The 26249-nt window shown below is 61.3% G+C and carries 24 protein-coding genes, 1 other RNA gene and 1 pseudogene; 15 read left to right on the plus strand and 11 right to left on the minus strand.

The annotated features are described in order from the left end of the window. Positions 1-50: 50 nt before the first annotated feature. Positions 51-680 (minus strand): alpha/beta fold hydrolase, encoded by a 630-nt coding sequence (locus GOB93_RS16780; RefSeq protein WP_242010862.1) that lies wholly within the window; start codon positions 678-680, stop codon positions 51-53. 431 nt (positions 681-1111) lie between these two features. Here GOB93_RS16780 and GOB93_RS16785 point away from each other — a divergent pair, with 431 nt between their 5' ends. The 4 genes from GOB93_RS16785 to GOB93_RS16800 all read left to right on the plus strand — a co-directional run bounded on the left by GOB93_RS16785 (position 1112) and on the right by GOB93_RS16800 (position 6921). Beyond that, a complete protein-coding gene (locus tag GOB93_RS16785; protein ID WP_173584646.1) occupies positions 1112-2416 on the plus strand; it encodes an MFS transporter in 1305 nt (434 codons plus the stop codon). A 277-nt stretch (positions 2417-2693) separates the two neighbouring features. Beyond that, positions 2694-3494: an inositol monophosphatase family protein gene (locus tag GOB93_RS16790; RefSeq protein WP_173584647.1), complete on the plus strand. Its 801-nt coding sequence runs from the start codon at positions 2694-2696 to the stop codon at positions 3492-3494. 643 nt (positions 3495-4137) lie between these two features. Next, positions 4138-5391: a phosphoglycerate dehydrogenase gene (serA, locus tag GOB93_RS16795; RefSeq protein WP_173584648.1), complete on the plus strand. Its 1254-nt coding sequence runs from the start codon at positions 4138-4140 to the stop codon at positions 5389-5391. Between the two features lie 33 nt (positions 5392-5424). Beyond that, positions 5425-6921, plus strand: coding sequence for a YifB family Mg chelatase-like AAA ATPase (locus tag GOB93_RS16800; protein WP_173584649.1), 1497 nt, complete (start codon positions 5425-5427; stop codon positions 6919-6921). 266 nt (positions 6922-7187) lie between these two features. On the opposite strand, the gene GOB93_RS16805 is transcribed toward GOB93_RS16800, so the two are convergent. Together GOB93_RS16805 and GOB93_RS22145 are read right to left on the minus strand one after the other, a co-directional pair. Next, positions 7188-7367 (minus strand): CsbD family protein, encoded by a 180-nt coding sequence (locus GOB93_RS16805; RefSeq protein WP_173584650.1) that lies wholly within the window; start codon positions 7365-7367, stop codon positions 7188-7190. A 383-nt stretch (positions 7368-7750) separates the two neighbouring features. Beyond that, on the minus strand, positions 7751-8800 hold the full coding sequence (locus GOB93_RS22145) for a DNA-3-methyladenine glycosylase family protein (RefSeq protein WP_338422406.1): 1050 nt from the start codon (positions 8798-8800) through the stop codon (positions 7751-7753). 223 nt (positions 8801-9023) lie between these two features. On the opposite strand from GOB93_RS22145, the gene GOB93_RS16815 reads away from it, so the two are divergent. The 5 genes from GOB93_RS16815 to GOB93_RS16835 all read left to right on the plus strand — a co-directional run bounded on the left by GOB93_RS16815 (position 9024) and on the right by GOB93_RS16835 (position 14577). Beyond that, a complete protein-coding gene (locus GOB93_RS16815) occupies positions 9024-10184 on the plus strand; it encodes an energy transducer TonB (RefSeq protein ID WP_173584651.1) in 1161 nt (386 codons plus the stop codon). Between the two features lie 533 nt (positions 10185-10717). After that, a complete protein-coding gene (locus GOB93_RS16820; RefSeq protein WP_173584652.1) occupies positions 10718-12178 on the plus strand; it encodes an AMP nucleosidase in 1461 nt (486 codons plus the stop codon). A gap of 58 nt (positions 12179-12236) precedes the next feature. Next, positions 12237-12650: an acyl-CoA thioesterase gene (locus GOB93_RS16825; RefSeq protein WP_408742413.1), complete on the plus strand. Its 414-nt coding sequence runs from the start codon at positions 12237-12239 to the stop codon at positions 12648-12650. 231 nt (positions 12651-12881) lie between these two features. Then, positions 12882-13514: a phosphoribosyltransferase family protein gene (locus GOB93_RS16830; protein ID WP_173584653.1), complete on the plus strand. Its 633-nt coding sequence runs from the start codon at positions 12882-12884 to the stop codon at positions 13512-13514. Between the two features lie 256 nt (positions 13515-13770). Next, positions 13771-14577 (plus strand): hypothetical protein, encoded by an 807-nt coding sequence (locus GOB93_RS16835; protein WP_173584654.1) that lies wholly within the window; start codon positions 13771-13773, stop codon positions 14575-14577. Positions 14578-14611: 34 nt separating this feature from the next. On the opposite strand, the gene GOB93_RS16840 is transcribed toward GOB93_RS16835, so the two are convergent. Then, positions 14612-15427: a YmdB family metallophosphoesterase gene (locus GOB93_RS16840; protein WP_173584655.1), complete on the minus strand. Its 816-nt coding sequence runs from the start codon at positions 15425-15427 to the stop codon at positions 14612-14614. 214 nt (positions 15428-15641) lie between these two features. On the opposite strand from GOB93_RS16840, the gene GOB93_RS16845 reads away from it, so the two are divergent. The 4 genes from GOB93_RS16845 to GOB93_RS16860 all read left to right on the plus strand — a co-directional run bounded on the left by GOB93_RS16845 (position 15642) and on the right by GOB93_RS16860 (position 17979). After that, positions 15642-16064: a VOC family protein gene (locus GOB93_RS16845; protein ID WP_173584666.1), complete on the plus strand. Its 423-nt coding sequence runs from the start codon at positions 15642-15644 to the stop codon at positions 16062-16064. 551 nt (positions 16065-16615) lie between these two features. After that, positions 16616-16852, plus strand: a complete 237-nt coding sequence (locus tag GOB93_RS16850) for a helix-turn-helix transcriptional regulator (RefSeq protein ID WP_173584656.1) — start codon at positions 16616-16618, stop codon at positions 16850-16852. Next, the gene (locus GOB93_RS16855) at positions 16849-17373 is read left to right on the plus strand and encodes a hypothetical protein (RefSeq protein WP_173584657.1); all 525 of its coding nucleotides are present in this window, start codon (positions 16849-16851) and stop codon (positions 17371-17373) included. Before GOB93_RS16850 ends, GOB93_RS16855 begins: the two co-directional genes overlap by 4 nt. A 105-nt stretch (positions 17374-17478) precedes the next feature. Further along, the gene (locus tag GOB93_RS16860; RefSeq protein ID WP_242010864.1) at positions 17479-17979 is read left to right on the plus strand and encodes a GNAT family N-acetyltransferase; all 501 of its coding nucleotides are present in this window, start codon (positions 17479-17481) and stop codon (positions 17977-17979) included. Positions 17980-18181: 202 nt separating this feature from the next. On the opposite strand, the gene GOB93_RS16865 is transcribed toward GOB93_RS16860, so the two are convergent. From GOB93_RS16865 to GOB93_RS16885, 5 genes are all read right to left on the minus strand, one after another. Beyond that, positions 18182-19942 (minus strand): FAD-dependent oxidoreductase, encoded by a 1761-nt coding sequence (locus GOB93_RS16865; RefSeq protein ID WP_198912711.1) that lies wholly within the window; start codon positions 19940-19942, stop codon positions 18182-18184. Between the two features lie 518 nt (positions 19943-20460). Further along, positions 20461-21039 carry a 5-formyltetrahydrofolate cyclo-ligase gene (locus GOB93_RS16870; RefSeq protein ID WP_408742414.1) on the minus strand — a complete coding sequence of 193 codons (579 nt, stop codon included), beginning with the start codon at positions 21037-21039 and terminating at the stop codon, positions 20461-20463. 1 nt (position 21040) lies between these two features. Beyond that, a non-coding RNA gene (gene ssrS, locus GOB93_RS16875) (6S RNA) lies at positions 21041-21198 on the minus strand. Positions 21199-21207: 9 nt separating this feature from the next. Then, positions 21208-21546 carry a cell division protein ZapA gene (locus tag GOB93_RS16880; protein ID WP_173584659.1) on the minus strand — a complete coding sequence of 113 codons (339 nt, stop codon included), beginning with the start codon at positions 21544-21546 and terminating at the stop codon, positions 21208-21210. A gap of 2 nt (positions 21547-21548) precedes the next feature. Continuing rightward, positions 21549-22352, minus strand: coding sequence for a hypothetical protein (locus GOB93_RS16885; RefSeq protein ID WP_173584660.1), 804 nt, complete (start codon positions 22350-22352; stop codon positions 21549-21551). A gap of 68 nt (positions 22353-22420) precedes the next feature. On the opposite strand from GOB93_RS16885, the gene GOB93_RS16890 reads away from it, so the two are divergent. Together GOB93_RS16890 and GOB93_RS16895 are read left to right on the plus strand one after the other, a co-directional pair. Continuing rightward, positions 22421-23005: a hypothetical protein gene (locus GOB93_RS16890; protein WP_173584661.1), complete on the plus strand. Its 585-nt coding sequence runs from the start codon at positions 22421-22423 to the stop codon at positions 23003-23005. Positions 23006-23170: 165 nt separating this feature from the next. Next, positions 23171-23824, plus strand: a complete 654-nt coding sequence (locus tag GOB93_RS16895; protein ID WP_173584662.1) for a thiamine phosphate synthase — start codon at positions 23171-23173, stop codon at positions 23822-23824. A 282-nt stretch (positions 23825-24106) separates the two neighbouring features. Here the strand turns inward: GOB93_RS16895 and GOB93_RS16900 are convergent, their stop codons facing one another. Together GOB93_RS16900 and GOB93_RS16905 are read right to left on the minus strand one after the other, a co-directional pair. After that, positions 24107-25612: an FAD-binding protein gene (locus GOB93_RS16900; protein ID WP_173584663.1), complete on the minus strand. Its 1506-nt coding sequence runs from the start codon at positions 25610-25612 to the stop codon at positions 24107-24109. A 298-nt stretch (positions 25613-25910) separates the two neighbouring features. Beyond that, positions 25911-26249 (minus strand): annotated as a pseudogene (locus GOB93_RS16905) (hypothetical protein); the annotation flags it as partial.

Genomic DNA, 26249 nt, shown 5'->3' on the forward strand with positions numbered 1-26249 from the left:
TGGCGAAGGGCAGGTTAAGCAACCTCGCACCTTCGACCTGCTCAGTAAGCTCAAACACCTGTTGCCGCCTCAGTAAGCTCAAACGCCTGTTGCCGCGACACCAGTATATCGTCGTCACCGTGCACTACGAGCAGAGGGCACCGGATGTTTTTTACAGACGCGCCGGGATAGGCATCTTCGTCGCAGCCGAGCCACATATGCGTCGCCGCCCTGAATAACTTTCCGAAATCCGGGTCGGGATTTTCCGTGTTGTATCTCGATATTTGATTCCCAAACAGCGCACGCCATTTTTCAAGAGTGATCGTCTGATAAATCTGCCGGGCCGGATCATTTTCCGGCAATACCCAGTGCGCGCCGACTGCTATGATGAACTCCGGTTGTACGGCATGAGATGCAGCCAGACGCAGGGCGACAATGCCACCGTCACTATGTCCGATTATACCGGATTTTTGCAGCCCCAGCATGGTAAGAACGACGGTAAAATCATCCTGAAGCTGTCGATATGTCAGAGGGGCGGTCCCGATACCGGATCGACCATGCCCGCGCGTATCAATAGCAATCAGCCTGTAATCTTCTGCGAGATGCTTTGCGAGCGGGATGAAATCGAGCCGGCTCTGCAAGCCACCATGAAGCAGTACAATTACCTTTCCTTGCAGGTTCCCGGCTTCAGAGACGAACAAGTTTGTATCGCCAGCTGATACAAATTTCCCTGAATCAAACATTCAATGGCTTTCATAAGGCCGGACTGTTCTGGATCGTGCAGTGAGATTATCATCGGCAGCGCTACATCCTCAAGGTTTCACGCCACCCGTGCCAGAGGCAGGTTTTAACATTGCTCGACATACAGTTTAGACGAACAGAAATGTCTGCTATTTTAGGTTCGGGCGCAGATAGCGGACGTTCTGCTCTCCCCGCCAAACAGCTTGTCTGCTCAGTGAATGGCACCAGACAGGCTGTAGTCGCCTCATCTGAGACGAAAAGGCGCTGTGGCATTATTCTTTAAAGCGGACACGGTAACTGACACTGGACTGACGGCGTCCGGTCCGGCTTGTTATCTTATAACCACATGACAGCGTACGGCCTGGTCTGAAATTTCAGGAAAAGCAGAATAATGGAGAACAGGCAGGCGCTTTCCGTAAAAGAAAAGATGGCCTACGGCTGTGGTGATGCGGCCTCCAACATGATGTGGGGCATGATGTCATCCTACCTGATGTATTATTATACAGATATATATGGTCTGCCGCCGGTTGCCGTATCATGGATACTGCTGGTGGCCCGTGTTGTGGATGCCTTCTGCGATCCGGCCATCGGCTATGTTATTGACCGTATCGGCGGGCTGATCGTGCCGCGCCTGATCCGCTCCCTTGCCATTCCTTTCGGCATAACGGGTTTTCTGTGCTTTCTGGCCCTGCCGCTTTCATCTGCGGGAAAAGTTGTGTGGGCCGGAGCGACCTATATCGTGTTTGGTGCCATCTATTCCTGCATCAATACGCCCTATGGTGCGCTGGCCGTCATGATGAGCCGCTCCGCCACACAGCGCGTTGGCCTGAATGCGTTCCGTATGATGGGCTGTCAGGCCGGGTCGCTGCTTGTGGCGTTGCTGACCATTCCCGCCATCACCTGGCTGGGTGGAGGCGAAAGCGCGGCGCAGCACAGGTACGGCATGGCGGTCTATGTGCTGGCTCTGTCGGTTCTGGGCAGTCTCCTGTGGCTGTGCGTGGCGCGCGGCTGCACCGTAAGGCATCCGCCCGCACCGGTCCGGCAGAATCTTCTGGTCACGCTGCGCCATCTGCTGGGAAACCGGCGATGGGTGCTGAGCAACCTTCTCGCGTTTTTTTATTTCGTGGGACAGGCGGCCCTGTTCGGGTTTGCCCTGTATTATGCCCGGATCGTTCTTGGTGGCACGGAGCAACTGGGCGCCAATATCATTACCTTCATCACCGTCCTGCTGTTTGCGGGCGTGCCCGCGTGCCTTCCACTTGCCCGGTGGGTGGGAACCGTCCGCAGCGGGGTCATATGCCTGATCGCGCAGGGGGCGGCCTATCTGATGATGGCTGTGGCGGGTGCGTCCATGACCGGCTTTTTCCTGGCCGTGGCTCTTCTGGCGCTGGCGCAGGGCGTGATGTCTCCGCTGTATTACACCTTGCTGGCGGAAGCCGTGGATGATGGTGATCCGCGCACCTCGACCGGATCGGTCGGGCTGGCGTATTCGATCAACACGTGGGTTACGAAACTGGCGATGGGACTGACCGGCTTCGTTCTGGCGCAGTTCCTGTCACAGGGCCATTACGTCGAGGGCGGAGTGACGCAGCCACCGGATCTGTCGTTCTGGATTATGGCCGGATTTGTCTGGCTGCCACTGGGGGCGGTCTGTCTGCAGGCCCTCTGCCTTCTGGCATGGCGCGACAGAGAATGAACATTCTGCCAGTGCTGTAATCGAATGGGTCATGCATCCTGTCAGGTTTTCAATATTTTCCCGGAATCCTGGAGGTGTCCCGATCTGATTTTGGCTGATCGGGCCTGTCCGGTTATGTTTTCAGATCAATTATGATCGAACCTTCTGCTCCCCGGCCATAGCAGTCATATTTACAAACGGGATAATTACCCTCTTAAAATGGCTCCCGAAGGCCAATGGTCTCTGGCGGGTTTCAGGGCAGCGCCCTGAGGTGGGAACGTTCTGAAAGGCGCTTTTTGTGGCTCATGATTTTGATGTTTTGACGGGGACGGCGCTGGCGCTGGCGGATGTGGCGGGGACGGTGATCCGACCTTATTTCCGGGCGCCGATTGGCAGTGATGACAAGAGTGATGCGAGCCCGGTGACGGTGGCGGACCGGACGGCGGAGCGGGTGATGTGGGCGGTTCTGGTGGAGCGGCATCCGGAGCATGGGATTCTGGGTGAGGAGTTCGGGCTGGAGAATGAGGGTGCGGGGTATCGGTGGACGCTTGATCCGATTGATGGGACGCGGGCTTTTATTACCGGGCGGCCGACCTTCGGGACGCTGATTGCGCTGACGTATGACGGGGAGCCGGTCCTGGGGGTGATCGATCAGCCGGTGACAGGTGAGCGGTGGCTTGGGGTGAAGGGGCGTCCGACTGTATTTCGGCCGGGGTTCGGGAGTGCTGCGGGCTGGCAGCCGGCTGCGACGCGGCGGTGTTCCGCGCTGGCGGGGGCGGATCTGTCCTGCACGTCTGTGGAGATGCTGGAGGATGCGCCACGGGACGTGTGGGGGAAGCTGAAGGCTTCGGTGAAGCGGGTGAGCTGGGGTGGCGACTGTTATGCTTACGGGCTGCTGGCGCTGGGGCAGATTGATGTGATTGCCGAGTGTGCGATGAAGGTCTGGGACTGGGCGGCGCTGGTGCCGGTGGTTGAGGGCGCGGGCGGGCGGATGACGGACTGGAACGGGGATGCGCTGCGGGCTGGCGGGGACGGGACGGTTCTGGCGGTGGGTGATGCGGCGCGGCTGAACGATGCGGTGGCGTGTCTGCGGGGGTAATGGGGCTCCGTCGGTTGCGGATTCTGCGGGTGGGGAGATTGCGGGCTCTGCCTTGACTTGGCAAGGAGTGTCGGGCGCGGCGTGCCTTCGCGTTATGCTCTTCGTGCGCTGGTTTATGAAAACATCGGTGTTTGTATGTTTTGCAGGTGTAGGCGTGGTGGTTTTTCGGGGATTTGCCCCGGGCTGCACAAAGGGACGCGGTTCCTTTGATCCCGGTTTGTTAAAATAAATGGGGTGAAGCGGAGTGTCGTGCGCCTGCGGCTGACGATCCCTTTCAGGTGTGGGGGGAGAGCTGGTCCGTTTGTTGCTGGCAACATCCATAAATGTCAGAATAAAAATGGTTTCCGGAGGTTCGCGAGCTCTGGCGGGGTTCAGGGCGGAGTTCTGAGAAATGTCTCGTAATTTATAAGGCCCGCCTGGCTGTTATGGCTCCTCTGCGTTTTGCCGGATGGCCGATTTTCGCCTTTGAGGAAACATGCTATGGCAGCGCTCCCGCAATCAGGCCCGCAAAGGCAGCAGGGACGAGGCGTGAGCCCTGGACCCGCGGGAGCATCGAGACGGCCCGGCCTTTCCGGCGGGCTCTTTTTTTCAACCGGGTCGGGCCATGATACCGGGACCGCCGTAACTGCTACGAGCCAACTGAATGATTCCTCATCTGTCCCTTTCCAAGGACAAAATCCGCATTCTTCTGCTGGAGGGCGTGCATGACAGCGCGGTCGCTCTGCTGAAGGCGAGCGGCTATGAAAATGTGACGCGTCATAAGGGCGCGCTTGAGGGCGAGGCGCTGCGGTCCGCGCTTGAGGGCGTGCATGTTGTGGGCATCCGGTCCCGGACGCAGCTGACGCGCGAGGTGATTGAGGGCGCTGACCGTCTGTTCGCCATTGGTTGCTTCTGTATCGGCACCAATCAGGTGAATCTGGATGCGGCGCGTGAGTGTGGAGTTCCTGTGTTCAACGCGCCTTACAGCAACACGCGCTCTGTGGCCGAGCTGGTCATGGGCGAGATTGTCATGCTGATGCGCAGGATTTTCCCGCGTTCGGTGGGCTGTCATGAGGGGCGCTGGGACAAGTCGGCGACGAACAGCTGGGAAGTGCGCGGCAAGACGCTGGGCATTGTCGGTTACGGGTCGATCGGGTCGCAGCTTTCGGTTCTGGCCGAGGCGTTCGGCATGCGGGTGCTGTATTACGATGTGGTCGACAAGCTCGGGCATGGCAATGCGGTGGCGTGCGACACGCTGGAGAGTCTGCTGTCGCAGAGTGATGTGGTGAGTCTGCATGTGCCGCAGCTGCCTTCGACGAAGAACATGATCGGGCGTGAGCAGATCGCGCAGATGAAGCAGGGTTCGTTCCTGATCAACAACGCGCGCGGCAATGTGGTTGATCTGGATGCGGCGGCCGAGGCGCTGAAATCCGGTCATCTGCTGGGGGCGGCGATCGATGTGTTCCCGAAGGAGCCGAAGAGCGCGGGCGAGCAGTTCGTCTCGCCGCTGCGGGAGATCGACAATGTGATCCTGTCGCCGCATATCGGCGGTTCGACGGCTGAGGCGCAGGAGCGGATCGGTGTCGAGGTGGCGCGCAAGCTGGTGGAATATTCGGATATCGGCTCGACGCTGGGCGCGGTGAATTTCCCGAGTGTGCAGCTGCCGCAGAGTCCGCGCGGGACGCGGTTCATGCATGTTCATCGCAATGTTCCGGGGACGATGGCGAAGATCAACGAGCTGTTCACCCGTGAGGGCTGCAACGTGACGGCGCAGTATCTGCAGACGGATGGCGAGATTGGCTATGTGGTCGTCGAGGCGGATACGGGGAACGACACGGACAAGGACAATCGTCTGCTTGAGAACCTGCGCGGGCTGGACGGGACGATCCGGGCGCGTCTGATTTATCAGGGCGGTTAATGGGCGGAGAATACGGGTGTCCGGTGTTCCGGGATGATTAACACCCGCGTCCGGTCTTTTACGTTTTCGGGGATTGAGGCCATTCCGGTCTGGGTGGAAGTCCAGATCGCGAATGGCCTTCCTGCTTTTCTGATCGTTGGTTTGCCTGACAAGGCGGTTGGCGAGGCGCGGGAGCGGGTCCGGGCGGCTCTGACCTCGATGGGTCTGGCGCTGCCGCCGAAGCGGATTCTGGTCAATCTGGTGCCGGCCGATCTGCTCAAGGAAGGATCGCATTTCGATCTGCCGATTGCGCTGGCCGTGCTGGCGGCGATGGAGATTGTGCCGATCGAGGAGCTGGGGCGGTATGCCGTTCTGGGCGAGCTTTCGCTGGACGGGCGGGTCAACCGGGTTGCGGGGGTGATTTCGGCGTCCATCGAGGCGAAGTCCATGTCGCTCGGGCTGATCTGTCCTTCGGTTCAGGGGACTGAGGCTCTGTATGGCGGCAGCGGCGACATTCTTCCTGCTCCGGATCTGACCACGCTGGTCAATCATTTTCGCGGGCAGCAACAGCTTACGCCGCCGGAATTTCCGCTGCCCCGTGAGCGGGAGCCGGATGGTGTGGACATGGCTGATGTCCGGGGCATGGATGTGGCGCGCCGGGCGCTTGAGATTGCGGCGGCGGGGGGTCATTCCCTGCTGATGTCGGGGCCGCCGGGTTCGGGGAAATCGATGCTTGCGGCGCGGCTGCCGGGGCTTCTGCCGGATCTGACGCATGAGGAATCGCGGGAGGTGACGCGCATTTACAGTGCGGCGGGGCTGGTGATGGATGGCGGGCTGATCCGGCGGCCGCCTTTTCGCGATCCGCATCATTCGGCGAGTCAGCCGGCGCTTGTGGGCGGCGGCGCGCGGGCGAAGCCGGGGGAGATCAGTCTGGCGCATCGCGGGGTGCTGTTTCTTGACGAGTTGCCGGAGTTTTCGCGACAGGCGATTGAGTCGCTCCGGCAGCCGCTGGAGACGGGGCAGACAACGATTGCGCGGGCCGCTGTGCATGTGACGTATCCGGCGCGGTTTCAGCTTGTGGCGGCGATGAATCCGTGTCGTTGCGGTTATCTGGGCGATGCGTCACGCGAGTGCCGGAAGGCGCCGCGCTGTGGAGAGGATTATCTTGGTCGTCTGTCCGGTCCGCTGCTGGACCGGATCGATCTGTGGGTTGGCGTGCAGCCGCTGTCGCCTGTTGATCTGATGGGGGCGCCTCCTGGCGAGGCCTCTTCGGTCATTGCGACGCGGGTTGTCTCGGCGCGGGTTCAGCAGCATCTGCGGGGGCAGCAGGTTCGGAATGCTGAGGCACCGCCTGACGGGTTTGAACTGGATGCCGGCGCGAAGGCGTTGCTGGCGGATGCGGCCCGGAAACTGCGTCTTTCGGCGCGTGGCTTCACACGGCTGCTTCGGGTGGCGAGGACCATTGCCGATCTTGACGGTTCGGCGTCGGTGCTGTCGCGGCATGTCGCGGAGGCGGTGAGTTTCCGGCACCGGGGTTATGCCGGCGGGTGACGTGGGGCTTTCTGGCGGTTTGTGGGAACTGTTTCTGAGGACCGCCTGTGAGACGTCCGGTTCATTATAAATAAAGTTTCTGGTGAGGCTTTTTCCGGAAAACTTCCAGGAACGCCGCCTTTTTGGAAAAAGGCGGCACCCAAAAACTTTTATTGTTTTATCGGATACTTCTTGTGGAGTGTTCTTTGAGGCTCGCTGAGACGAAAACGCGGGGCCGGTGGAACCGGCCCCGCGCGAAGGGGTAGTCAGTCGAGGGAGAGAGAGGATCAGACGTCGTTGATGGCGCCTTTAACCTTGCCTTTGGTCTCTTCGGCGCTTCCCTTGACCTGCTGAAGCTTGCCTTTTGCCTCAAGCTCCTTGTCGTTCATCGCCTTGCCGACGCCTTCTTTGACGCTGCCCACGACCTTGTCGCCTGCGCCTTTGACCTTATCAGTGAATTCACCCATGGCACTGTTCCTTTCATATACGACCCTGAACGGGTCTCTCTGAATGAAAAACGATCCAGGGCACGCAGGGTTCATTGCCGGAGCTAAAAAACTGATATTTCTGTGTTTTGCCGGAAGTGTGGATACGGGGACCCGGTGGCAGGGCTTTGCTCCATGTTCCGGAAGGCACGGCCCCCTGCCCTTTCAGTTCGGCGGGCCTGCGTTCCTTCAGGATACAGGGTAAAGAATGGCAAACGCTGTCGGTCCGCGTCCGGCTTGCTGCCAGGTCGGCGGACGCCGGGAGATCTGTTCCGGTCAGTTATCCCGGCCGGTTTTTTCAGGCGGTCATTTTGATGATCGTCTTTATTGTCTCAGGCGATCATTTATCTGAGCCAGCCACTGTTTCAGCCGGTCACGGGATTGCTGCTGTCGGTCTTTTTGCCTTCACCGGCGGCGCGCCACAGATACCAGGCTGCGACGGAGCGCCATGGTGCGAGGCTGGCTGTGGCTTCGGCGAGCTGGCGGGGGCGGAGGCGGGTTTCGAGCCCTTTCAGTCTGCGCCATCCTTCGCTGACGCCGAAATCGTCGACGGGCATGACGTCCGGCCTTCCGAGTGTGAAGATCAGCAGCATTTCCACGGTCCAGCGGCCTATTCCGCGCAGGCTTGTGAGGCGGAGGATCAGGTCTTCCTCGCTCATGTGGCCCGCTTCGGCGCGGGAGGGCACGATACCGTCCAGCCGGGCCTGGGCGAGGGCCTGCAGGGTCTGTATCTTGCGGGCGGACAGTCCGCAGGCGCGCAGCGTGTCAAACGGGTGGGCGAGCAGGATTTCGGGCGGCGGGCATCTGTCGTCAGAGAGGGCTTTGAGCCGTCCGAAGATGGCGGCGGCGGCGCGGCCGTGCAGCTGCTGATACAGCACGGCCCGCACGAGGGCCTCGTAGGGCTCGCCTGTCCGGTCGGGTGTGAGACCGCAGGGGCCGGTGCGCCGGATCAGGGCCGCGAAATCCGGATCGGCCGCCGCGAGAACGGCTTCGGCGGGGTGGCGCGGTTCCGGGAAGGCGTCCGGCGAGGTTTCCGGGGGTGCCTGCGGTGGTAATTCCGGGGATCGTTTCGCGGAGGTTTCCGGTTGCGTTTCCGGAGCCGGTCTGGCGGCCCGCGGGAGCGGTGTGGGGGCGGTTCTGGCCCCAGTGGCTCTGGTCGCAGTGGTTCTGGTCGCAGGGGCTTTACCCGGCGCGGTTTTATCCGCAGCCGGTTTGCCTGACCCGGTTTTGCCTGGCGCGAGTTTGCCGGGTGTGGATTTGGTGGGTGTCAGTTTGCCTGACCTGGTTTTATCTCGTGTCGATCTGGCCCCCATGGATTTGGCCGTTATGGGTCTGGCTGTTGTAGTTTTGGTCGTTGTGGGTTTGGCGAGCGTAAGTTTGTCCGTCACTGAATCATGAATGTTTTTTTTCTTCATGCTGGTCGCTGCACCCGGTATGACGCTATCACATGGTCGAAACCATTTTCCTGGCCCGGCACCGGAGATATGAACGATACGTTCTGTCACCTCTCAGTTGCTCCTGGCAGGGTGGCCAGACTGTCGCGCGGATGGCAAGGTTATCCGGTATTCTCATGCGCCGCCAGGGTGGCCTTTTTTCTGTTTTCGCCTTTTTCTGTTTCCCGGAGACTGACCCAGCTTCATGACGGTGTCACAAAGGCCTTCTGCCGGGACCGGGGAAAAGACAGAGCCAGTCATTATCCCGTCATCGGGTCTCCGGCTGGTACACACGGCGCGGAAGGCGCCTGTACGGCCGCCGGAGGATGACGGGCGCCGGCCCGGTCTCGGACCGGCGCTGGTTGAGCGCATGCCGGGGACGCGCCGGCTGAGGCCGGCGAAGACGCCGATGACGCCGCGGCAGGTGTTTGCCGATCCGGATCTGATTCCGGTTTTTCTTCTTTCGCTGATTCTGCATCTGGCTCTGCTGACGCTTGCCATCCTGCTTGCCGCGCATCACCGGCCCCGGGGAAATCCGCAGGCGCCTGAGACCGGCGCCGTCGATATGATGTTCGTCACACCGCCGGCGCAGAGCGGGATGAAGGGCGAGCGCTCGCCGGATCAGGCGGGGGGGACGGATTCGCCGAAATCGTCGCAGAGCAGCAACGCGACGCCGGAGAAATCCGAGGAGTCCGAGGGGGCTGTCAAACCGACGACGGACAAGCCGGCTGCGCCTCCGGTGCCGGAAGCGCCGTCCGACGAAAAATATCCGGAGCCGACGAACGAGACGGCGCCTGTCAATCCGGCGTCCAGCAATACCGGTCAGGGCAGCAGGAAGACGACGAAACAGTCGACCAGCCATCAGTCGGTGAGTCATGAACAGCACCGGCAGCGGGCGCCCTCGCCGTTCGATTCTCCGATGGATCTGTCGTTCGACCAGTCTTCCGCGCCGCGTCGCAGCCGGCGTCACGGGCGGTCGGGCGGGTCGGGCGGGCCGATCGATCTGTCGATCGGGCCGATGATTCAGAACGGGCAGCTTAACGCCCCGTTCGCGACGCGGAGTTCGACGCGGGGCGTGAGCGACGATTACAGTGCCGAGGTGGATCGCTGGATCCGCCATCACATGTATTATCCGGAAGAGGCGGCGCGGAACGGCGAAGAGGGGCCGTCTTCCGTTCATGTGGTGATCGACCGTCAGGGCCGGGTGCGGTTTGTGCGGCTGACGAACCAGTCCGGATCGTATCAGCTCGACGCGTCCACGACGGGCATGTTCCAGGGAGCGCAATTGCCGCCGGTTCCGCCTGATATCGCGGGGGATCACTTCGATCTGGATGTGACGATCAATTATATTCTGATCCGTCACTGAGGCGCGTCCGGGCGGGTGCTTTCACCCGGATGTTTTCAGCGGGGCGTTTTTACCGGGCGCATTCATCGGGATGCCTCAGAGGCTGTTTCAGAAGCCCTGAATGCATAAAAATTCTCATAACAGACTGATGATGTTATGATTTTTTAAGTTCCGGTCATCCGCTCGCTTCAGCCAGCACCCCAGCGATAAATCTCTGATCAGAAAATAAAAGTTTTTGGGTGCTGCCTTTTTTCAAAAAGGCGGCGTTCCCTGACGCTTTCCGGAAAAATCTTCACCAGAAACTTCTTTATAATTCAGGGAATGTTTCAGGATCAGGCTTTTGAAACAGTCTCTTACCGGGACGCCCTCGGCGGGGGTTCCGTGACTGCGGTCTCCTGCCGGTGTACGGGTCTGTCGTTTCCCGGTGAGAGCTTCGTGGATGACGCTTCGCCGAAGGGGCGGAAAATTTCTTTGTGAAGAGGTCTGAACGGAGGTCGCTCCGGCGGTCCGGACGTGTACGCTGCGAGGTGAACAGACTCGGGGGAAACGGAACGATGACGGATACGCTGCACAGTCTGGCTTCTGTCGGAACGGATTTCGTTGCGTTCGACGACGCCTCTGAGGCGGTCGCCCGGATCGAGGCGCTTTACGATGAGAGCGCGAGGCTGCTTCGCGAGGCGTTCCGGGACGGTTCGGGCGATGTCGCGGACCGGGCGATGTATCCGTATCTGGCGTTTTTTGTCGCGAAGGGCGCGCCGCCGGAGACGCGGCCGCCGTTCGATGTGGTGCTTGAGCCTGGTTTTTATGGGACGACGCTGACGCGGCCGGCGCTTTTTCGCGATTACTGGCGTGAGCAGATCGATATTCTGCTCCGGCATTATAACCGGCCGGTTTATGTCGGGCGGTCGCGGCGTCCTGTGCCGCTGCCCTATGTTCTTGAGGAGGCGGTGAGCGGTCTGACGGAAGCGGATCTGCGGCAGATTCAGGAGCGTTTCGCGCTGCCGGATCTGCATGCGACGGACGATTCGATCGCCAACTGTCAGTATCTTCCGACGGAGGGGCAGCCGCGGCCGCTGGCGCTGTTTACGGCGGAGCGGACGGATTATTCGCTGGCGCGGCTGCATCACTACACCGGGACGAGTCCGGGGCATTTTCAGCGGTTTATCCTGCTGACGAATTATCAGCGTTATGTCGATGCGTTCCGGGATTTCGGTCTGGCGGAGGTTGCGAAGGGCGGCGATTACAGCGCGTTTGTCGAGCCCGGGGACTGTGTGTGGACCGCCGGTTCGGGAGAGTGTGTCGTGGACCGGCCGGTGCCTTCGGGTCTGCCGCAGATGCCGGCCTGGCATCTGCAGCGGCCGGACGGGGACGGGATTACGCTGGTGAATATCGGTGTCGGGCCGGCGAATGCGAAGACGATCACCGATCATATGGCGGTTCTGCGGCCGCATTGCTGGCTGATGGTGGGGCATTGCGCGGGGTTGCGGCGGACGCAGATGCTGGGCGATTATGTGCTGGCGCATGGCTATGTGCGGCAGGATCATGTTCTGGACGATGATCTGCCGGTCTGGGTGCCGGTGCCGCCGATTGCGGAGGTTCAGGTGGCGTTGCAGTCGGTGGCGGCGGAGGTGACGGGACTGAAGGATGCGGAGCTGAAGACGCGGCTACGGACCGGGACGGTGATGACGACGGACAACCGGAACTGGGAGCTGCGGCTGCGGGAGATGTTTACCGACATCAACATGTCGCGGGCGATTGCGGTCGATATGGAGTCGGCGACAATTGCGGCGAACGGATTCCGGTTCCGGGTGCCTTATGGCACGCTGCTGTGTGTTTCCGACAAGCCGCTGCATGGAGAACTGAAACTTCGAGGCATGGCCAACGCTTTCTATCGTGAGCGGATCAGTCAGCATCTGACGGTGGGCATCGAGACGATGCGGCTGTTGCGCAGACAGGGGGTTGCGAGGCTACATTCCCGCAAGCTCCGTGGTTTCGACGAGCCGCCGTTCCGGTGAGGGGCGGTTCTGTCGGGCCTTTGAGAAGAGCGTCACGTTTGTACCAGGGATTATTCGTGTGCCGACTTCATCTTATCCACCGGAAGTGATTCCCACGATCCGTGTTGTTGCCATGCCGACGGACACCAATCCGGCGGGTGATGTTTTTGGCGGCTGGCTTGTCTCGCAGATGGATCTCGCCGCCGGCACGGCCGCCGCGTTCCGGGCGAAGGGCCGCTGTGTGACGGTGGCGATCGACAGCTTCATCTTTCACGAGCCTGTCGTGGTGGGTGATGAGGTGAGCATCTACACGAAGATCACGCAGACGGGAAAAACCTCGATCATCGTTCATGTCGAGACCTGGCGGCGGGCTCGGAACAGCAACGATCGCCGGAAGGTGACGCAGGGGAAGTTTACGTTTGTCGCGCTGGATGAGCATCGCAAGCCGCGCGCGTTGCCGCCTGAGGACGGGTTCGACACGATTACGGAGTAGGTCCGCTCCTTCGGGTCCGGGGCGGGGTTTCCGGTTTTCCGGAGCGGGTTGCCGGATCGGATTACCGGTATCCGGGCTGCCGGACGAGCTGAACAGGCTGTATAGCCACGATGTCCTGCCTGGTGCCGGCTTACAGGGCCGGTTCAGGGAGGCGAGGTTACCGGGCCCGTTTTACAGGGGTCCGGATTATGGGGGCCTCTGGCGCCCTCTTCTTCTGACGACAGAGCGGAAATGATGACGCAGAACGAACCACCCCGTGCCCAGACTTCCTGGACCGTTGATGTCGCCGGGTATGAGCTTACGCTCCCGATTACGCCGGTTTCTCCGGATCGGGCGATTGCGCTGATGATGATCACCGATCTTGGGGTCTCGTTTGGCGAGCATATCGGGGCGGCGCTGGCGGAGCGGTTCCGGCCGCTGGAGCCGGAAATCGTCATCGGGACGGCGACGCTTGGCATTCCCGTTGCGATTGAGGTGACGCGTCATCTCGGGCTTGACCGGTATATCATTCTGCAGAAATCGCCCAAGAAGCATCTGGCCGACGCGCTGACGCATTCGCTGTCCTCGGTTACGTCGCATGGCACGCAGGAGCTTCGGCTCGACCGGGCGGCGTTGCCGCTGCTGATGCATCGCCGGGTGGTGGTGGTTGACGATGTGATTGCGACGGGTTCGAGCTTTATGGCGTCTCTGGCGCTGGCGCGGCAGGCGTCGGCTGAGGTTGTGGGGCTGGGCGCCATTCTGACGGACGGGACGGCGTGGCGCCGGAAACTTGGCGTGGACGCGGCCATGGTGCAGGCGCTGGCGCATGTTCCGCAGTTCCGCAATGTCGGGCTCGGACACTGGGAGCCGATCGTGGAGGAATAGGAACAGGAGACTGTTTCGGAAGACACCGCCTTTTTTCAAAAGGTTGTTGTGAGGAGCTTTTGAGACAGTCTCTGAGGGCGCATTAAGCAGATCGAAACCGGTCCGGTTCAGGATAGGGTGAACCGGAGCATTTCCACTGATGGTCGGCTGAAGTCCTGTTCGGCGGGGATGCTCTCCAACACTTATTTTCAGAGCGGATTCACGCCTGCGGGAGGCGCGCGCCTCCGGTGGTCCGTTCTGATAAGGCCGGATGTGCGTGAACGCTTTGACCTCCTCCCCCCATGTTTTTATTGCGACGCCGTGTTTCGGTGGCCTTGTGACGCAGAATTATATGCAGTCGGTCATTGGGTGTATGGCGACCGCGCAGCACTATGGCATTGAACTCACGCTTTCGATGATCGGGAATGACGCGCTCATTACCCGCTCCCGCAATACGCTGCTGCATCAGTTCATGGCGCAGAGCAGCGCCACGCATATTCTTTTCGTCGACAGTGATATCGGTTTTTCTCCGGACGCGCTGCCGCGTATCGTGGCGGCGGGCCGGGATGTGGTGGCGGGTCTTTATCCGCTCAAGGACCGTTACTGGGACGCGCTGACGGAAGCGCAGATCCGGCGTGGCGAGCCGCCGGTGACGGCTTCTCTGCGTTATGTCGGCGAGAGCGAGTCATTGCATGAGGCGCGGCCGCTGCGGGGCGCGGAGGGTGCGCTGGTGAAGGCGGGCTATGCGGGGACCGGGTTCATGCTGATCAGCCGGGAGGCGGTTTCGCGGATGATTCAGGCCTATCCCGAGACGCGCTACAGCCGGATCGACGCGCCGGTGGGGCAGACTGAGTCGGCGCCGATGCCGGAGGCTGAAGCGCACGCGCTGTTCGACTGCATGATCGATCCGGAGACGAAGACGTATCTGAGCGAGGACTTTGCTTTCTGCCATCGCTGGCGGGCGATTGGCGGCGAGGTGTGGCTCGATCCGTCGCTGATCCTGACGCATACGGGATCTTCGACGTTCAGCGGCGATCCCGCGCTGCGGGTGGGGATTGTCAGTCCGGCGCAGAAAGTGGCCTGACACGTGGCTTAACAGGGGTCTGACGGGCCGCCTGTCAGAAATCCGGCAGGGTCTGTGAGAGCATGCCGCCCTGGCGCAGGGGGGCGACTTTACGGGTCAGGCCGGTTGTGTCGTCGGTTTCGATCATGAGGCCGGCGATGGTGGCCTCGCCTTCCGCGGGCTGGAGGCGTTCGCCGGGCATCTTGCGGATGAAGCGGGTGATGGCGGCGTCTTTCTGCATGCCGATGACGCTGTCGTAATCGCCACACATGCCGGCGTCGCTCTGGAAGGCGGTGCCGGCGGCGAGGATGCGGTGGTCGGCGGTGGGGGTGTGGGTGTGGGTTCCGATGACGAGGGAGACCTTGCCGTCGAGCGCGTGTCCGAAGGCCCATTTTTCGCTGCTGGCTTCCGCGTGCAGATCGACGACGGCGGCCTGCATGGTGACGCCGAGGCGGTGGCGGGACAGCAGTTCGAGCGTGAGGCGGAACGGATCGTCGAGCGGGTCCATGAACAGGCGGCCCATGACGTTGGCGACGAGGGCGCGGCGGCCGTCGGCCAGCGTGATGACGGTGCTCCCCTGCCCCGGCGTGCCGGGCGGGAAGTTGAGCGGTCTGATGACGGTGGCGAGGGAGTCGATTTCGCCGATCAGGTCGCGGCGGTCCCAGGCGTGGTTTCCGAGGGTGATGACGTCGACGCCGCAGGCCATGAGATCACGGGCGATGGCGGGTGACAGGCCGAAGCCGTGGCTGGCGTTTTCGGCGTTGGCGATGATGAGGTCTAGGCGGAGGGTGCGTCTGAGGTCCGGGACGCGGGCGAGGACGGCGTCCCGTCCGGAGCGTCCGACGATATCTCCCAGAAACAGTATTCGCACGCCGTTCTCCTGGTTCCGGGGCTGTAGTCGGTTGCGGAGGGTATAGGCCGGGGAGCGGGAAATGCCAAAATGCGGGGACGGCCGGGGTTTTTTGGGGGGATGTATTTCCTGGTCCGGGGATGTCGGTTTTCGCCTTCATCACGATATCCGGATCATGTTGTCCCTGTTCTGAAAGCGGATCATGATCAGTTTCGATAATCTGGTCGGGTTGCACATGACAATTACCGGACTGAATCACATTACACTGGCGGTAGCGGATTTAGAGCGCTCTCTTGCGTTTTACCGCGATATTCTCGGGTGCGTGGTGCGCGCTGTGTGGTCTGACGGAGCCTATCTCGAAGCGGGAACGATCTGGCTGTGTTTGTCCCGCGACGACACTGTGAGATCATTACCGCATCCGGACTATACTCATATCGCTTTCAGTATTTCTGACGAAGATTATGTCGTCATAAGCGAAAAGCTGAGACTGAACTGTGTGATATGGAAAGAAAACAAAAGCGAGGGGGCCTCGGTCTACTTTCTCGATCCGGACGGGCATAAGCTTGAGATCCACATTGGGTCACTTGAAACCAGGTTGCGTCATTATCTGGAAAATCCTTCAAAAGGCGTGCAGGTCTTCGGAATGGAAAGTCTTTAATTTTCCGCGTGTTTTGTCTTCGTGCCGGCTGTCCTGCGGCAGATGACATTCAGCCATCCTGCTCTGAATCGCTGTAATGAGTTCGGTGATGACTGCAATAATTCTTGGTATTTTCACGAAAAGACTCATTTTTATCCGTTTTCTGTGGTGGATTCAGAGGCGTCTCAGAGTAATTTTCCTCACAGATGAAGTCGTAAATTATCTTTCGGCCTGGATATCATAGCCTTATACTCCGGGCGGAGCCGTCAATGCAGCGAACATGTCGCGTTGCCGGGAATGAGCGGAGGCAACGAACGGGATCGCGCTGTCTGTCAGAGGATTGATCCGGAACGGCTCCCCGGCTGCTTCGGTCTTTTGGGGGCACCGGAGATAATCGTTCCCTTTTTCGTGATTTACAGTGAGCCTGATTGCGGTCCGCAGAGCGGATACAGGCTGTCCGGACCTGGTGCTGCCTGGATTCTCGTTATCGAACTGAGAGGTTCTGTAGTATGAATTTTTGTGTACGCACATAAATCTATTGTGTTTACACAACATATATGTGGCATTTTCTTATGTTTAATCGAATCTCCGTTTTCAGGGCTGAAAAAGGAATGACGCGGAAGGCTCTGGCTGAGCGGGTTGACGTTAATCCGCAGACGATCGGCTACCTGGAGAGGGGCGATTATAAGCCGAGCCTGGAACTTGCCATGAAAATAGCACAGGTTTTCGATGTTCCGGTGGAAGCGATTTTCTCATTCAGCCCGTTCGAAAGCGTGGCGTCACTGCTTCGGCAAGGGAGAGGCTCATGAAGCGCTGGCAGGACAGATCACTGGCGGAACGCGTGGACGGCGCGATCCTGAACAGCGGTGTCGCACGGTTTTTACGCTCCTGGTCGGCGGTGAGGCGACAGTCGGCCGGGCGTCCGGCGTTCAGGCGCAGGGTGTGGGTTCCTGCCATCATGATGGGGGTTGCGCTACTGGCCGCGATGATTGCCGTGGCTGTGCCGGCCTGCGTTCTGCCTGCGCTGTTCGTGCTGGTACTCGTCAATATTGCTGCGCCGGTCTTTAGCTCCGGCTCTGCTTTCGTGCCGCCGGATGAGCGGGAGCTTGCGGTGCAGCGGGCCGGGAACAGCGCGGGTTATATTGCGACTGCCGTCATTGCGATGACCGGCTTTTTTATCCTGATGGCGCAGTCGCTTCTGGACATCCGGTCGCTCCATCAGGTGGGATATGAGGCGGCTCTGTTTCTGTTGTCCGGCTGTATGACGATGACGACTGTTCCCCGTCTTTACGAAGCCACGCAGTATCGCGGGGAGGTTTTGGAAGAGTAAGGGGTTCTGCTGATCCGTTGGGTTGTGCCGGATGGAGAGGCATGTGTCGTTCATTGACGACGCCGGTGCCTGTTTGCTCTGCTTCAGAATGCGGACATGGTGTGAATGTCATTCGATGAGGTGACTCGTATGTTCGAAATCCGGGAAGACGATCTGTCAGGAGAGCAGACGCGCGAACTGCTCGCGCTGCATCTCGCAGGGATGCGCGCCCAGTCCCCTCCCGGGTGTGTCCATGCGCTCGACTTATCCGGCCTCACGGCGCCGGACGTGACGGTCTGGACGGCCTGGCATCAGGGGCGTGTCGCCGGGATTGGCGCGTTGAAAATGTTATCGGCCGATACAGCCGAAGTGAAATCCATGCGGACACGTCCCGATTTCATTCGAAAAGGTGTGGGAACCGCAATTCTCGAAACAATCATCGGGACCGCAAAAAACCGGGGGCTTCGGCGGCTGAGTCTGGAGACGGGGTGTGGCGCGGCGTTTGATCCGGCGCTGACTCTTTATCGCCGGTATGGCTTCAGGAGTGGTGAAGCATTTGGTCTCTATACGCCGGGCAGTTTCAACCAGTTTCTGCATCTCGACCTGGATCAGGCCGCAGATTCATAAGCATGGAGCCAGGGTCGTAACGAAGCGAGGGTAATGATTCAGTCTGGCGAAGAAGCGCCCGGTCAGGTTGTGCTCGTGGCGGAGGCGGCTGCTGAAGCAAAGTTTCTGACGCCGGTTTCCTTTCGGCGGAATACCGGGCGTGGGATTTTGGTCCTGAATCGGTTTCCGGATGCGATCCGCAGGTCTTCTCTGGCTGCATCTTTCAGGTTCCGACGCCATGATGGACGGTAAAAAGTCCCTTCGGGTCGTAGCGGTGTTTGACCTGCAGAAGCTGTTCATAATGCGTGCCCCAGCACGCCTGTTGCCAGTCGGTCAGATGGTAGTCACTTTCCGATATGTAGCTGCCTGCGACGGGAGCAATCTGTCGTAACCTTGCAGAGGCCTGTTGAATTTTTTCCTGAACCGAACGCGCCTTTATCAGATCTTTTTCGGAAAGTCCCGTATAAGCCGGTTTTCCTTCTCCGGCGATGATCGCCAGAGCGAATGCCCCGAGGGCATCCGGGTTCATGACGGTGTCACGGGAGCGCAGGATCGCGTCATCCGATCCGCCGGCCAGCCCCTTGTTGAAATGCAGAGAGACGGGCCAGTGGCGGGTCGAGGCGAACCAGGCCTCAGTGAATGCGGCGCGCTGCTGTCTGTCCAGAAGAGACGCCGGCAGCCACATCGACTGATAGCCGTGCCAGAACGTGCCTGCTTCTTCGGTATTTCCTGCCCACCACCAGTGATCCGGCGATGAACCGGGGCGTGTATCGGTCATGATGAGGGATGGGTTATGACGCCGCAGCCAGTTCCCGTCCCATAGTCTCCGCGCAGGGAGGACGGTCAGTGCAAACGGAGCCTCGATTTCATAATCCTGCATGTTGCCGGAAACGAAATTTTCGAGATCATGCCAGCATGATCTTGCTGTCTGTGTGTCGAGGCCCTGGAGCGTCATGAAGATTTCAAGACGGTTGTCTGAGCCCGCTCTGGCCTGTTCGCCCCAGTGGCGGCTGAAAAGATGTCCGGCGCAGACATCCACGAAAGCTGTGAGCAATCGGTGAAAGCTCTGGTCGCTGCGGGCTCTTATCTGCCAGTGAACGAGGCCGAACGTCGCCGGCAGGTCGTGCGTTTGCAGTGTCAGGCGCGTGACGACGCCGAAAGTGCCGCCTCCGCCGCCCTTCAGGGCCTGGAACAGATCAGAGTCCTGCGCCGCGTTGACGGTGCGGATACGACTGTCGGCCGTCACGATTTCCGCTTCCAGCAGGCTTCCCGCTCCGGTTCCATATTGTTTCGAAAAGCTCCCGAAACCGCCGCCCTGCACAAATCCGGCGACGCCGACGGTTGTGCAGCCGCCGCCCTGCACATAACGCCCTGCCCCGGTGGTCACGGCGTTATAGGCATCCAGCCAGATGCAGCCGGAGCCGAGCGAGACCGCCGGCACCGGGGCGGCGTGTGTTCCGGCCGGAATGAACCGGTCATGCAGGACGATGTCGTTCATGTCGCGCGTCCACAGGAGCAGGGAGCCGGCGGCGTTCGATCCTCCGAGATAGCTGTGGCCGCCGCCTTTGATAACGAGCCGGACATTGTGCTGCGATGCAAAGCGTATGGTTGCGGCTACATCGGATGCGCTGCGCGCGCGAACGGCACAGGCGCCGGGTGTCGACTGCCAGCCGTCGATCCAGCCTGACGACTGTGTCAGGGCTGCCTGATCCCGGATAAAGAACGGGCTGGAGAGCTGCTTGGCTACATGAGGATCGGTGAAATCCAATGCGACAACGGCGGAGAGGCGGTCACCCACCTCTGCCCGCAGGGACTTCCATGCAGCTTCATCGGGCCATCCGTTCAGGTTTTGGCTGTCGGGACGCGTGCCGGCTCTGGCGGCGCTTTCTGTTGCCGTAGTGCCCCGGAACGGCAGTGCGGCTCCGATCTTCAGAAGTGTGCGGCGCAGCAGCGCAGTGCCTGTATGCGTGGTTTTGCGGTCCATCCTGTGTCGCCTCTTTTTCTTCCGGGAAGAACGCACATGTGTTTCCATGTGTCGCTCAGCGGGGCGATGCATGCCGGAACAAAACGTCAGCCAGTCACGTGTGTTTCTCAGAGGCTGTTTCAGAAGCCTTCCAGGCAGCCTCCGGTTAATTATGAAGACGTTTTTGATGAAGCTTTTTTCAGGAATCTTCAGAATACGTCGCCCTTTTGGAAAAAGGCGGCGCCCGGAAATTTTTATTTCTTTTTATCAAAGACTTATCGCTGGTTACTCTCTGTTCCTGGCCGAGGCGAACAGGTGGGCTGGAATCAGAAAAGCAGAATACGATCAGTTTGTTATAAGAATTTTTGTCCCTGCATCACTTTTGTAGCCGTCTCTTAAAAGCGGATCTTCCGTTTATCCCGCCGGAGCTGACAGAGTTCAGATAAAATAATTGCCTGGAGATCGGGAACGGACGGACGGTTTTGCTTTATGGCGTTCCGGAAAAGCCTCGCGACAGAGCGCGCTGGCATCATGACTTTTCAGCAGCGGATGGTTTCGCGGTCGGTGACGATCAGGGGGAGCGCGATGTCGTGGGGGCCGGTCGGGATGGCGGGTTGTTCCTGGGTGGAGAGGGCGTAACCGACGGGTCTGGCATCGGGGAGTGTGGCGAGGGTGCGGTCGTAATAGCCGCCGCCGTAGCCGAGGCGATAACCGCGGCGGTCGAAGGCGAGCATCGGGACGAGGATGAAGTCGGGGCGGATGGCGGGGCCGTCGGGGTGACGGGTTCCGAAGCGGCCTTCGAGCATGATGCTGGCCGGGGTCCAGAGGCGGAAGGTGAGCGGGTAGCCTCTTCTGGGAGTGTCTGGCAGGCAGACGATGCGGTCCTGGTCGTGGAGCGCTTTGCAGAGGGGGCGCAGGTCGATTTCGCCGTCGAGGGGCCAGACGCAGGCAATGGTCCGGGCGTCGTCGTGGCTCAGGAGCAGATCGAGCAGTCTGGTGTGGACGGCTTCCGACGTGGTCCTGTCGGGCTGGCGCGCTGCCTGGCATGTGGCGCGGAGGGCGCGCTTGGCGGCGGCTATGTCCGGCGGATCGTCATGCATGTGTGTATTGGAAAACATTTGCGGAGCCACCATGGCCGTTGGCGTATACAACCTCCAGGACCTGTCAGTAACAGGTGGGCGCCGGATACCATGACCACGATCACAGCAGCGCCAGCTCCCGAGGAAGTGCTTATCGGCCCAGGGGTTTGAATGACCTGACGCACCGGGCAGCCCCGCACTTCCTATTTAGTCGTGCTCAAGCGCGTCTGCAATGGTTTCGGTGCGCTCGGCGAGCAAAGAAATCTGTTCGAGCAGATAAGCGTTCTCTTTCGAGGCCTGTTCGCCGGCGATGATGGCGTTATGCGTCTCGACCGGCAGTTTTTCCGCCGAGACGTCGGAGATTTCGTCCGCCATGAGAAGGGCGGCCAGGACGAGGACCTTTGCCTCTCCGCTGAAACCGAGATTACGCACCCGGCTGACGCGCTTCTCGACTTCCTGGGCCATGGCCAGCAGGTGCTGTTCCTCGCCGCGTTCACAGCCGATCGCGTAGGCGTATCCGTTAATGCGAACAGTGACCTGGGGCATGTTTATCCCTCCCCGCCATATCGTTGTTCCGGCCCGGAATGCGGTCCGCCGCTGTGATTGCCGGCGTTATGGTTGCCGCCGTCATGGTTGTGATTATTGTCCGTGTCGGTCCATGACGGCGGGGACCATGCGGGCTGAGGCTCCGGTGACCAGGTCTGCTGTGAGAGAGGTTCCTGAGGGGCCGGTTCCGGCGACCAGGATTCTGATTGCCGGGGTTCCGGTGACCACGGTTCCTGCGGGAGGGGGGCCTGGTGGAAGGGTTCGTGCGCGACAGGCTCTGGTGACTGAGTCTCTGGCGACCAGGGTTCTGATGACGGGGGATTGTGTCCGGTCGGGGGGCTGTTCTGATACGGATCTTCCGTGAAGGAAGCTCCGGTGTAAGGCGCTGTCTCCGGGGACGGGCCTGGGTGGGAGCCTTCTGGATTTTCGACGACGGGTGCGAAACTCTGCTTTTCCGCTGTGGTCGTTACCGTCGTGTTTGTTTCCGCCGTATTCGTCTCTTCCGTTTGGGTCCGGTTGTCTTCGGCGGCGGGCGGGGCTGCGTCGTGGCTGAGGACTTCGCGGATTCCGGCCATGATTTCGTCGATTCTGGCGACGACTTCCCTGAGATCCGGGCCGGGCGGAGGCGTTTGCGGTTCAGGCGCCGGCGGTTCGGCGATCTGTGGTTCGGGCGGGGGGGCGGATTTACGGCGTTCGAGCGCGAAGGCGATCCGGTCAAGGGCGGTACGCAGCCTGATGAGCGGGTCGCCGGGCGCCGGTGCCCCGGCCATCGGGTCGTCGTGTCTGTCTTCGCCTCTGTCCGACACTTGTGCAGCCCTGCCTGTGCGTTGAAATACAGGGTCACAGATCACCCGCATGGGATGGAACGTCAAGCATGATCCGCACGCCGTCATCCGGAAAGATGGTTTGTCATGGGGCGGCGTCGTGTCGCGTCACGTTTGTGGTCGGCTCGCTCGCGGAGGGACGGCGGGCACTGGCTATTGGTCGTGAGCTGGGTGTTCTGCCGGTTCTGCTGTCTCCTCCCGGGGCCGCGGCCTGGATGGGGTCGCCCTGGTGGATGGCGCTGATGGCTGCGCTCCGGGCGGGGCCGGAAGAGACCGGCCTGGAAGAAACCGGAGCAGAGGAGACTGATGCGGAAGGGTCTGATGCGGCTGCTGCCGGGCCGGGCCGGGGCAGGATGACGGAGCCTGGGTCTGAATTTATCGATATTCTCGACTGTGGCGCACAGGCGGGACGGGCTGTGGCCGCGCTTTCTCGTGGGCAGGCTTGGATCGTCCTGGACCCTGAGTGTCCGCAATACACGCAGGTGACTGTGCTGGCGGCTTCTCTGAACGCCGGAGTGCTGTCCTGCCGTCCGGAGGCCATTGCCGTGACGCCGGGTCTGACGGCGCGGGATGTGAGGGAGCGGGTGGCGGCCGGTGACGACGATGGGATGTGGGAGAGCGGGGAGGCTCTCTGAGGCGGGTTCGCTCTGCGGCGGGGCAGTTGCGGGCTGGTTCGCGGGTGGCGCTCTGTGCGGGTGCGTGGCCTGGGGCTGGGGATGCGCGGGCGGGCGGGCGCAGAGCAGGTGCGTAGACAGGGGAGCTCTGGCGGAGCATATCCGGGGCTTATGGGAGAAGGCACGATGGCGGCAGCGCGGAACGGAACAGCGGATGAATCAGGCGGGTGCGAACTTTATCTGGTGACGCCGGTTCTTTCGGACGCGGCTGCGTTTCTGCCGCGGCTTGGTCAGGTTTTATCGGCGTTTCCGGTTGCGGCTGTCAGGCTCCGGCTCGCATCGGCGCCGCGCGAGGTGCTTGTCCGGGAGATCGGGGTGCTTCGCGCGACGATTCAGGATTGCGGGGCGGCTCTGATGCTCGACAGGCTGCCGGAGCTTGCGCGCGAGACGGGGTGTGACGGTGTGCATGTCGATGGGGCCGATGTTCCGGCGGCGCGGCGTGTGGCTGGCGATGCGCTTCAGCTTGGCGCCTTTTGCGGCACGAGCCGGGATGTGGCGATGCAGGCGGGTGAGGACGGAGCTGATTATATCTCGTTCGGGCCGTTTTCGGAGACCTCCGGCGAGGCGGATATCGGGTTGCTGCAGTGGTGGACGGAGATGATGGAGCTGCCGGTGGTGGCTGAATATGCCGGCGGGTTGCAGCACGGGACGGAGACCGCGCGGCTGGATCAGCTGGTGCGGATGGCGGATTTTCTGGCGGTTGGCGGGGACGGACAGGCGCGGGATGGCGTCTGGGATGCGCCGTTCCCGCTTCTGGATGCGGTTCGCTCCCTGGGCTGATGTGATTCCGGAGGGTGATGGGGTTTCGGGGGCTGGCCTGAGGGATTCGATGCCGTATCCGGCAGTTATGATGGAGAGGCGGTCGGGTGAAGGGATGAGGCCGTCCGTTGCGATGGATGGCGGTGCGGTGTGTCGGTTTCTCAGTTTTCCGGACTGGTTGTCGGGGCTCGGTGAGCGGTTTCCGGCATCGCGATGCTTCACGGGGAGCGCCATGAGGAAAATTGCGCGGGAAACTTCACAGAGAAGCGGAGCTCCGGAGAGGTCGGGCGGAAGAGACCTGGTTTAGCTGTTGAGCATGCTGGCCAGCGGGGCGCCGTCGATGGACCAGGCGACGGGGTGGTCCCGGGCGATCAGCCTGGCTGCGATATGGACCTCGGCTGCTGTCAGTGTGATGTGGCGCGCCGTGGCTCCGGCCGTTGGGAAATCCGAACGGAAATGATCGCCGCGGCTTTCCTGACGTTTCAGGGCCGATATGAGCATCATTTCGGCGATCAGGGCGACGTCGTCATATTCCGCGAATCGTGCGATCGGAACGAGGGCGCTGGTCAGAATGTCCTGAGTCCGTGCGGGGCCCATTGATGTCGACAGGGCTTTGCGGACGACGGCCAGCAGGCCGCGTGGCAGAGACTGGTCCTCCCTGATGCCGGAAATATCCCGGAACGGGGGCGTGATGCGGCCGAGCACGTCCGTGGCGACGAACTGACTGCACACGACGGTTTCGAGCAGGGCGTTTCCCTCGCACAGAGAGGCGCCGTGAAATCCGGTGCAGGCGGCTTCTCCGCAGGCCCAGAGGCCGGGCAGAGACGTTCTGCCGCTGACATCCGTCCGGATGCCGCCAATGTGGAAGGCTGCGGCCGGTTTGACAGGGAGCGCCTGTGTGGCGGGATCGATGCCGCGGGCGTGGCAGAGCGAAAGAAAGGACGCGAGGACGCTGCCGGGCTTCGGCGGCCCTGATGTTACGATTTTTCGCAGATCGAGAAACACGGCGTGGCCTGCGGCTTTCCGTTCGGCGACCGCGCGGGCCACGAATGCCGGGTTGCTGGTCTGGCCTTCGAGCTTTTCTCCCTGTTCGTCGAGCAGCAGCGCGTCGGGTCCGTACAGGCTGAACGGAATGGCGACGCCGGCGCCGGGCGTGTTGCCCAGTGAGAGGGCGAAGGGATGAAAATGGACGAATTCGAGATCTGACAGTTCCGCGCCGGCCCGTGCGGCCACGGCGAGGCCCCGGCCGATGGCGGATGCGGGAACGAGCGCGTCATTATACAGGCCGCATGCGCCGCCGGTGGCGAGGATGACGGCGTCCGTATCGAGGGTAATGGTCCTGCCGGCGGCGTCGATGACAATGCCGGCGACCTGTCCGTCGACGAGAATCAGGCGCCGGAGGGCTGCCGGCGCTATGATCGTGACTGTCGGGCGGGCGTGAACGGCGGCGAGAAGTGCCGCGTGCAGGGCGTAGCCTGAATCATGCGTGCCGGCTGCCACGGTGATTCCGAGCCGGCCCAGCGTGTCGATCACGCCTCCCATGGCGGAGGTGATGCACTGGACGGTCTCCAGGCATGCGAGACCGGCGCTGTTTTGCAGGGTCCGGGCTGCGCGGGCCGTGGCGGTTTCCTCCGTGCCGAGTGCGGCGGCGACCCCGCAGGGGAGCGCTCCGATGCCGAGTGGTTCGGCGCAGGACACGAGGACGCAGGGTCTGTCGCCGAGATGGAGGGCGGTCAGGAGTCCGGCGACGCCGGCGCCGACGATGACGGGCTGTCCGCGCAGGGTGTGCAGATCGATTCTGGTGGTCATCGGAGCGTCCTCTGCTGCGGGCGAAGCGCCGGTCTTCGCGGATGCGGGCTGATGGCGGGGCGCCCTCCCCTTCCCTGCCCCGGCTGTCTCTGTTCCGGCTCCTGTTCGGCCCTGGCTCCGGCGTGAAAACTCTCCGGCAGCCGGGATTGTGTCCGGGAGGGAGATCCGCACGGGGTCGCGGAGGCGGTCCGGCGGGTTCGGTCCTGGTTTTGTCGCAGATAAATGTCAGCAAACGGTTACTGTTCCGCGTCGCACGTGGCGGGTTGCGGTGCGGGGATGGTCGGTCCGTGTTTGTCTTTTACGGGTCGGGGGGTGTTGTCGCGTCGGGTGTTTCGGGGCGGGCCGTGTCTTCAGATGTGACTGGTTTCAGCAGCGTATCGATGGTTTCATGCCGGGCCTGATCGCTGGCGAGCGGCAGGGAGAGGGACAGGGTCTGAATGGATCGGGCCACGGCGAAATCGATTCTGAACCGGAATAATTTGGCGGGGCGGCCGGCGATTTCGTCGCTGCGGCCGCCGGTGTCTTCGAGATGGGGTGGTTGCCGTCCTCCCCGCACGGCATCGCAATGTGCCAGAATGGTCGTTGGAAGAAACGACTGCGCGAAAGGACGGCAGATGAAGGATACAGTGATAGGCGT

The organism is Acetobacter musti, from assembly GCF_011516835.1.
Classification (GTDB): Bacteria; Pseudomonadota; Alphaproteobacteria; order Acetobacterales; family Acetobacteraceae; genus Acetobacter; species Acetobacter musti.

Bases quoted from the DNA above. Each gene is read 5' to 3' on its own strand.
- GOB93_RS16815 (WP_173584651.1), top strand. From the start codon at position 9,024: ATGACGGTGTCACAAAGGCCTTCTGCCGGGACCGGGGAAAAGACAGAG.
- GOB93_RS16860 (WP_242010864.1), top strand. From the start codon at position 17,479: ATGTCATTCGATGAGGTGACTCGTATGTTCGAAATCCGGGAAGACGAT.
- GOB93_RS16855 (WP_173584657.1), top strand. From the start codon at position 16,849: ATGAAGCGCTGGCAGGACAGATCACTGGCGGAACGCGTGGACGGCGCG.
- GOB93_RS16800 (WP_173584649.1), top strand. From the start codon at position 5,425: ATGATTAACACCCGCGTCCGGTCTTTTACGTTTTCGGGGATTGAGGCC.
- GOB93_RS16820 (WP_173584652.1), top strand. From the start codon at position 10,718: ATGACGGATACGCTGCACAGTCTGGCTTCTGTCGGAACGGATTTCGTT.
- GOB93_RS16895 (WP_173584662.1), top strand. From the start codon at position 23,171: ATGGCGGCAGCGCGGAACGGAACAGCGGATGAATCAGGCGGGTGCGAA.
- GOB93_RS16900 (WP_173584663.1), bottom strand. From the start codon at position 25,612: ATGACCACCAGAATCGATCTGCACACCCTGCGCGGACAGCCCGTCATC.
- GOB93_RS16870 (WP_408742414.1), bottom strand. From the start codon at position 21,039: ATGTTTTCCAATACACACATGCATGACGATCCGCCGGACATAGCCGCC.
- GOB93_RS16890 (WP_173584661.1), top strand. From the start codon at position 22,421: ATGATCCGCACGCCGTCATCCGGAAAGATGGTTTGTCATGGGGCGGCG.
- GOB93_RS16865 (WP_198912711.1), bottom strand. From the start codon at position 19,942: ATGGACCGCAAAACCACGCATACAGGCACTGCGCTGCTGCGCCGCACA.
- GOB93_RS16830 (WP_173584653.1), top strand. From the start codon at position 12,882: ATGATGACGCAGAACGAACCACCCCGTGCCCAGACTTCCTGGACCGTT.
- GOB93_RS16845 (WP_173584666.1), top strand. From the start codon at position 15,642: ATGACAATTACCGGACTGAATCACATTACACTGGCGGTAGCGGATTTA.
- GOB93_RS16880 (WP_173584659.1), bottom strand. From the start codon at position 21,546: ATGCCCCAGGTCACTGTTCGCATTAACGGATACGCCTACGCGATCGGC.
- GOB93_RS22145 (WP_338422406.1), bottom strand. From the start codon at position 8,800: ATGAAGAAAAAAAACATTCATGATTCAGTGACGGACAAACTTACGCTC.
- GOB93_RS16850 (WP_173584656.1), top strand. From the start codon at position 16,616: ATGTTTAATCGAATCTCCGTTTTCAGGGCTGAAAAAGGAATGACGCGG.
- serA (WP_173584648.1), top strand. From the start codon at position 4,138: ATGATTCCTCATCTGTCCCTTTCCAAGGACAAAATCCGCATTCTTCTG.
- GOB93_RS16785 (WP_173584646.1), top strand. From the start codon at position 1,112: ATGGAGAACAGGCAGGCGCTTTCCGTAAAAGAAAAGATGGCCTACGGC.
- GOB93_RS16805 (WP_173584650.1), bottom strand. From the start codon at position 7,367: ATGGGTGAATTCACTGATAAGGTCAAAGGCGCAGGCGACAAGGTCGTG.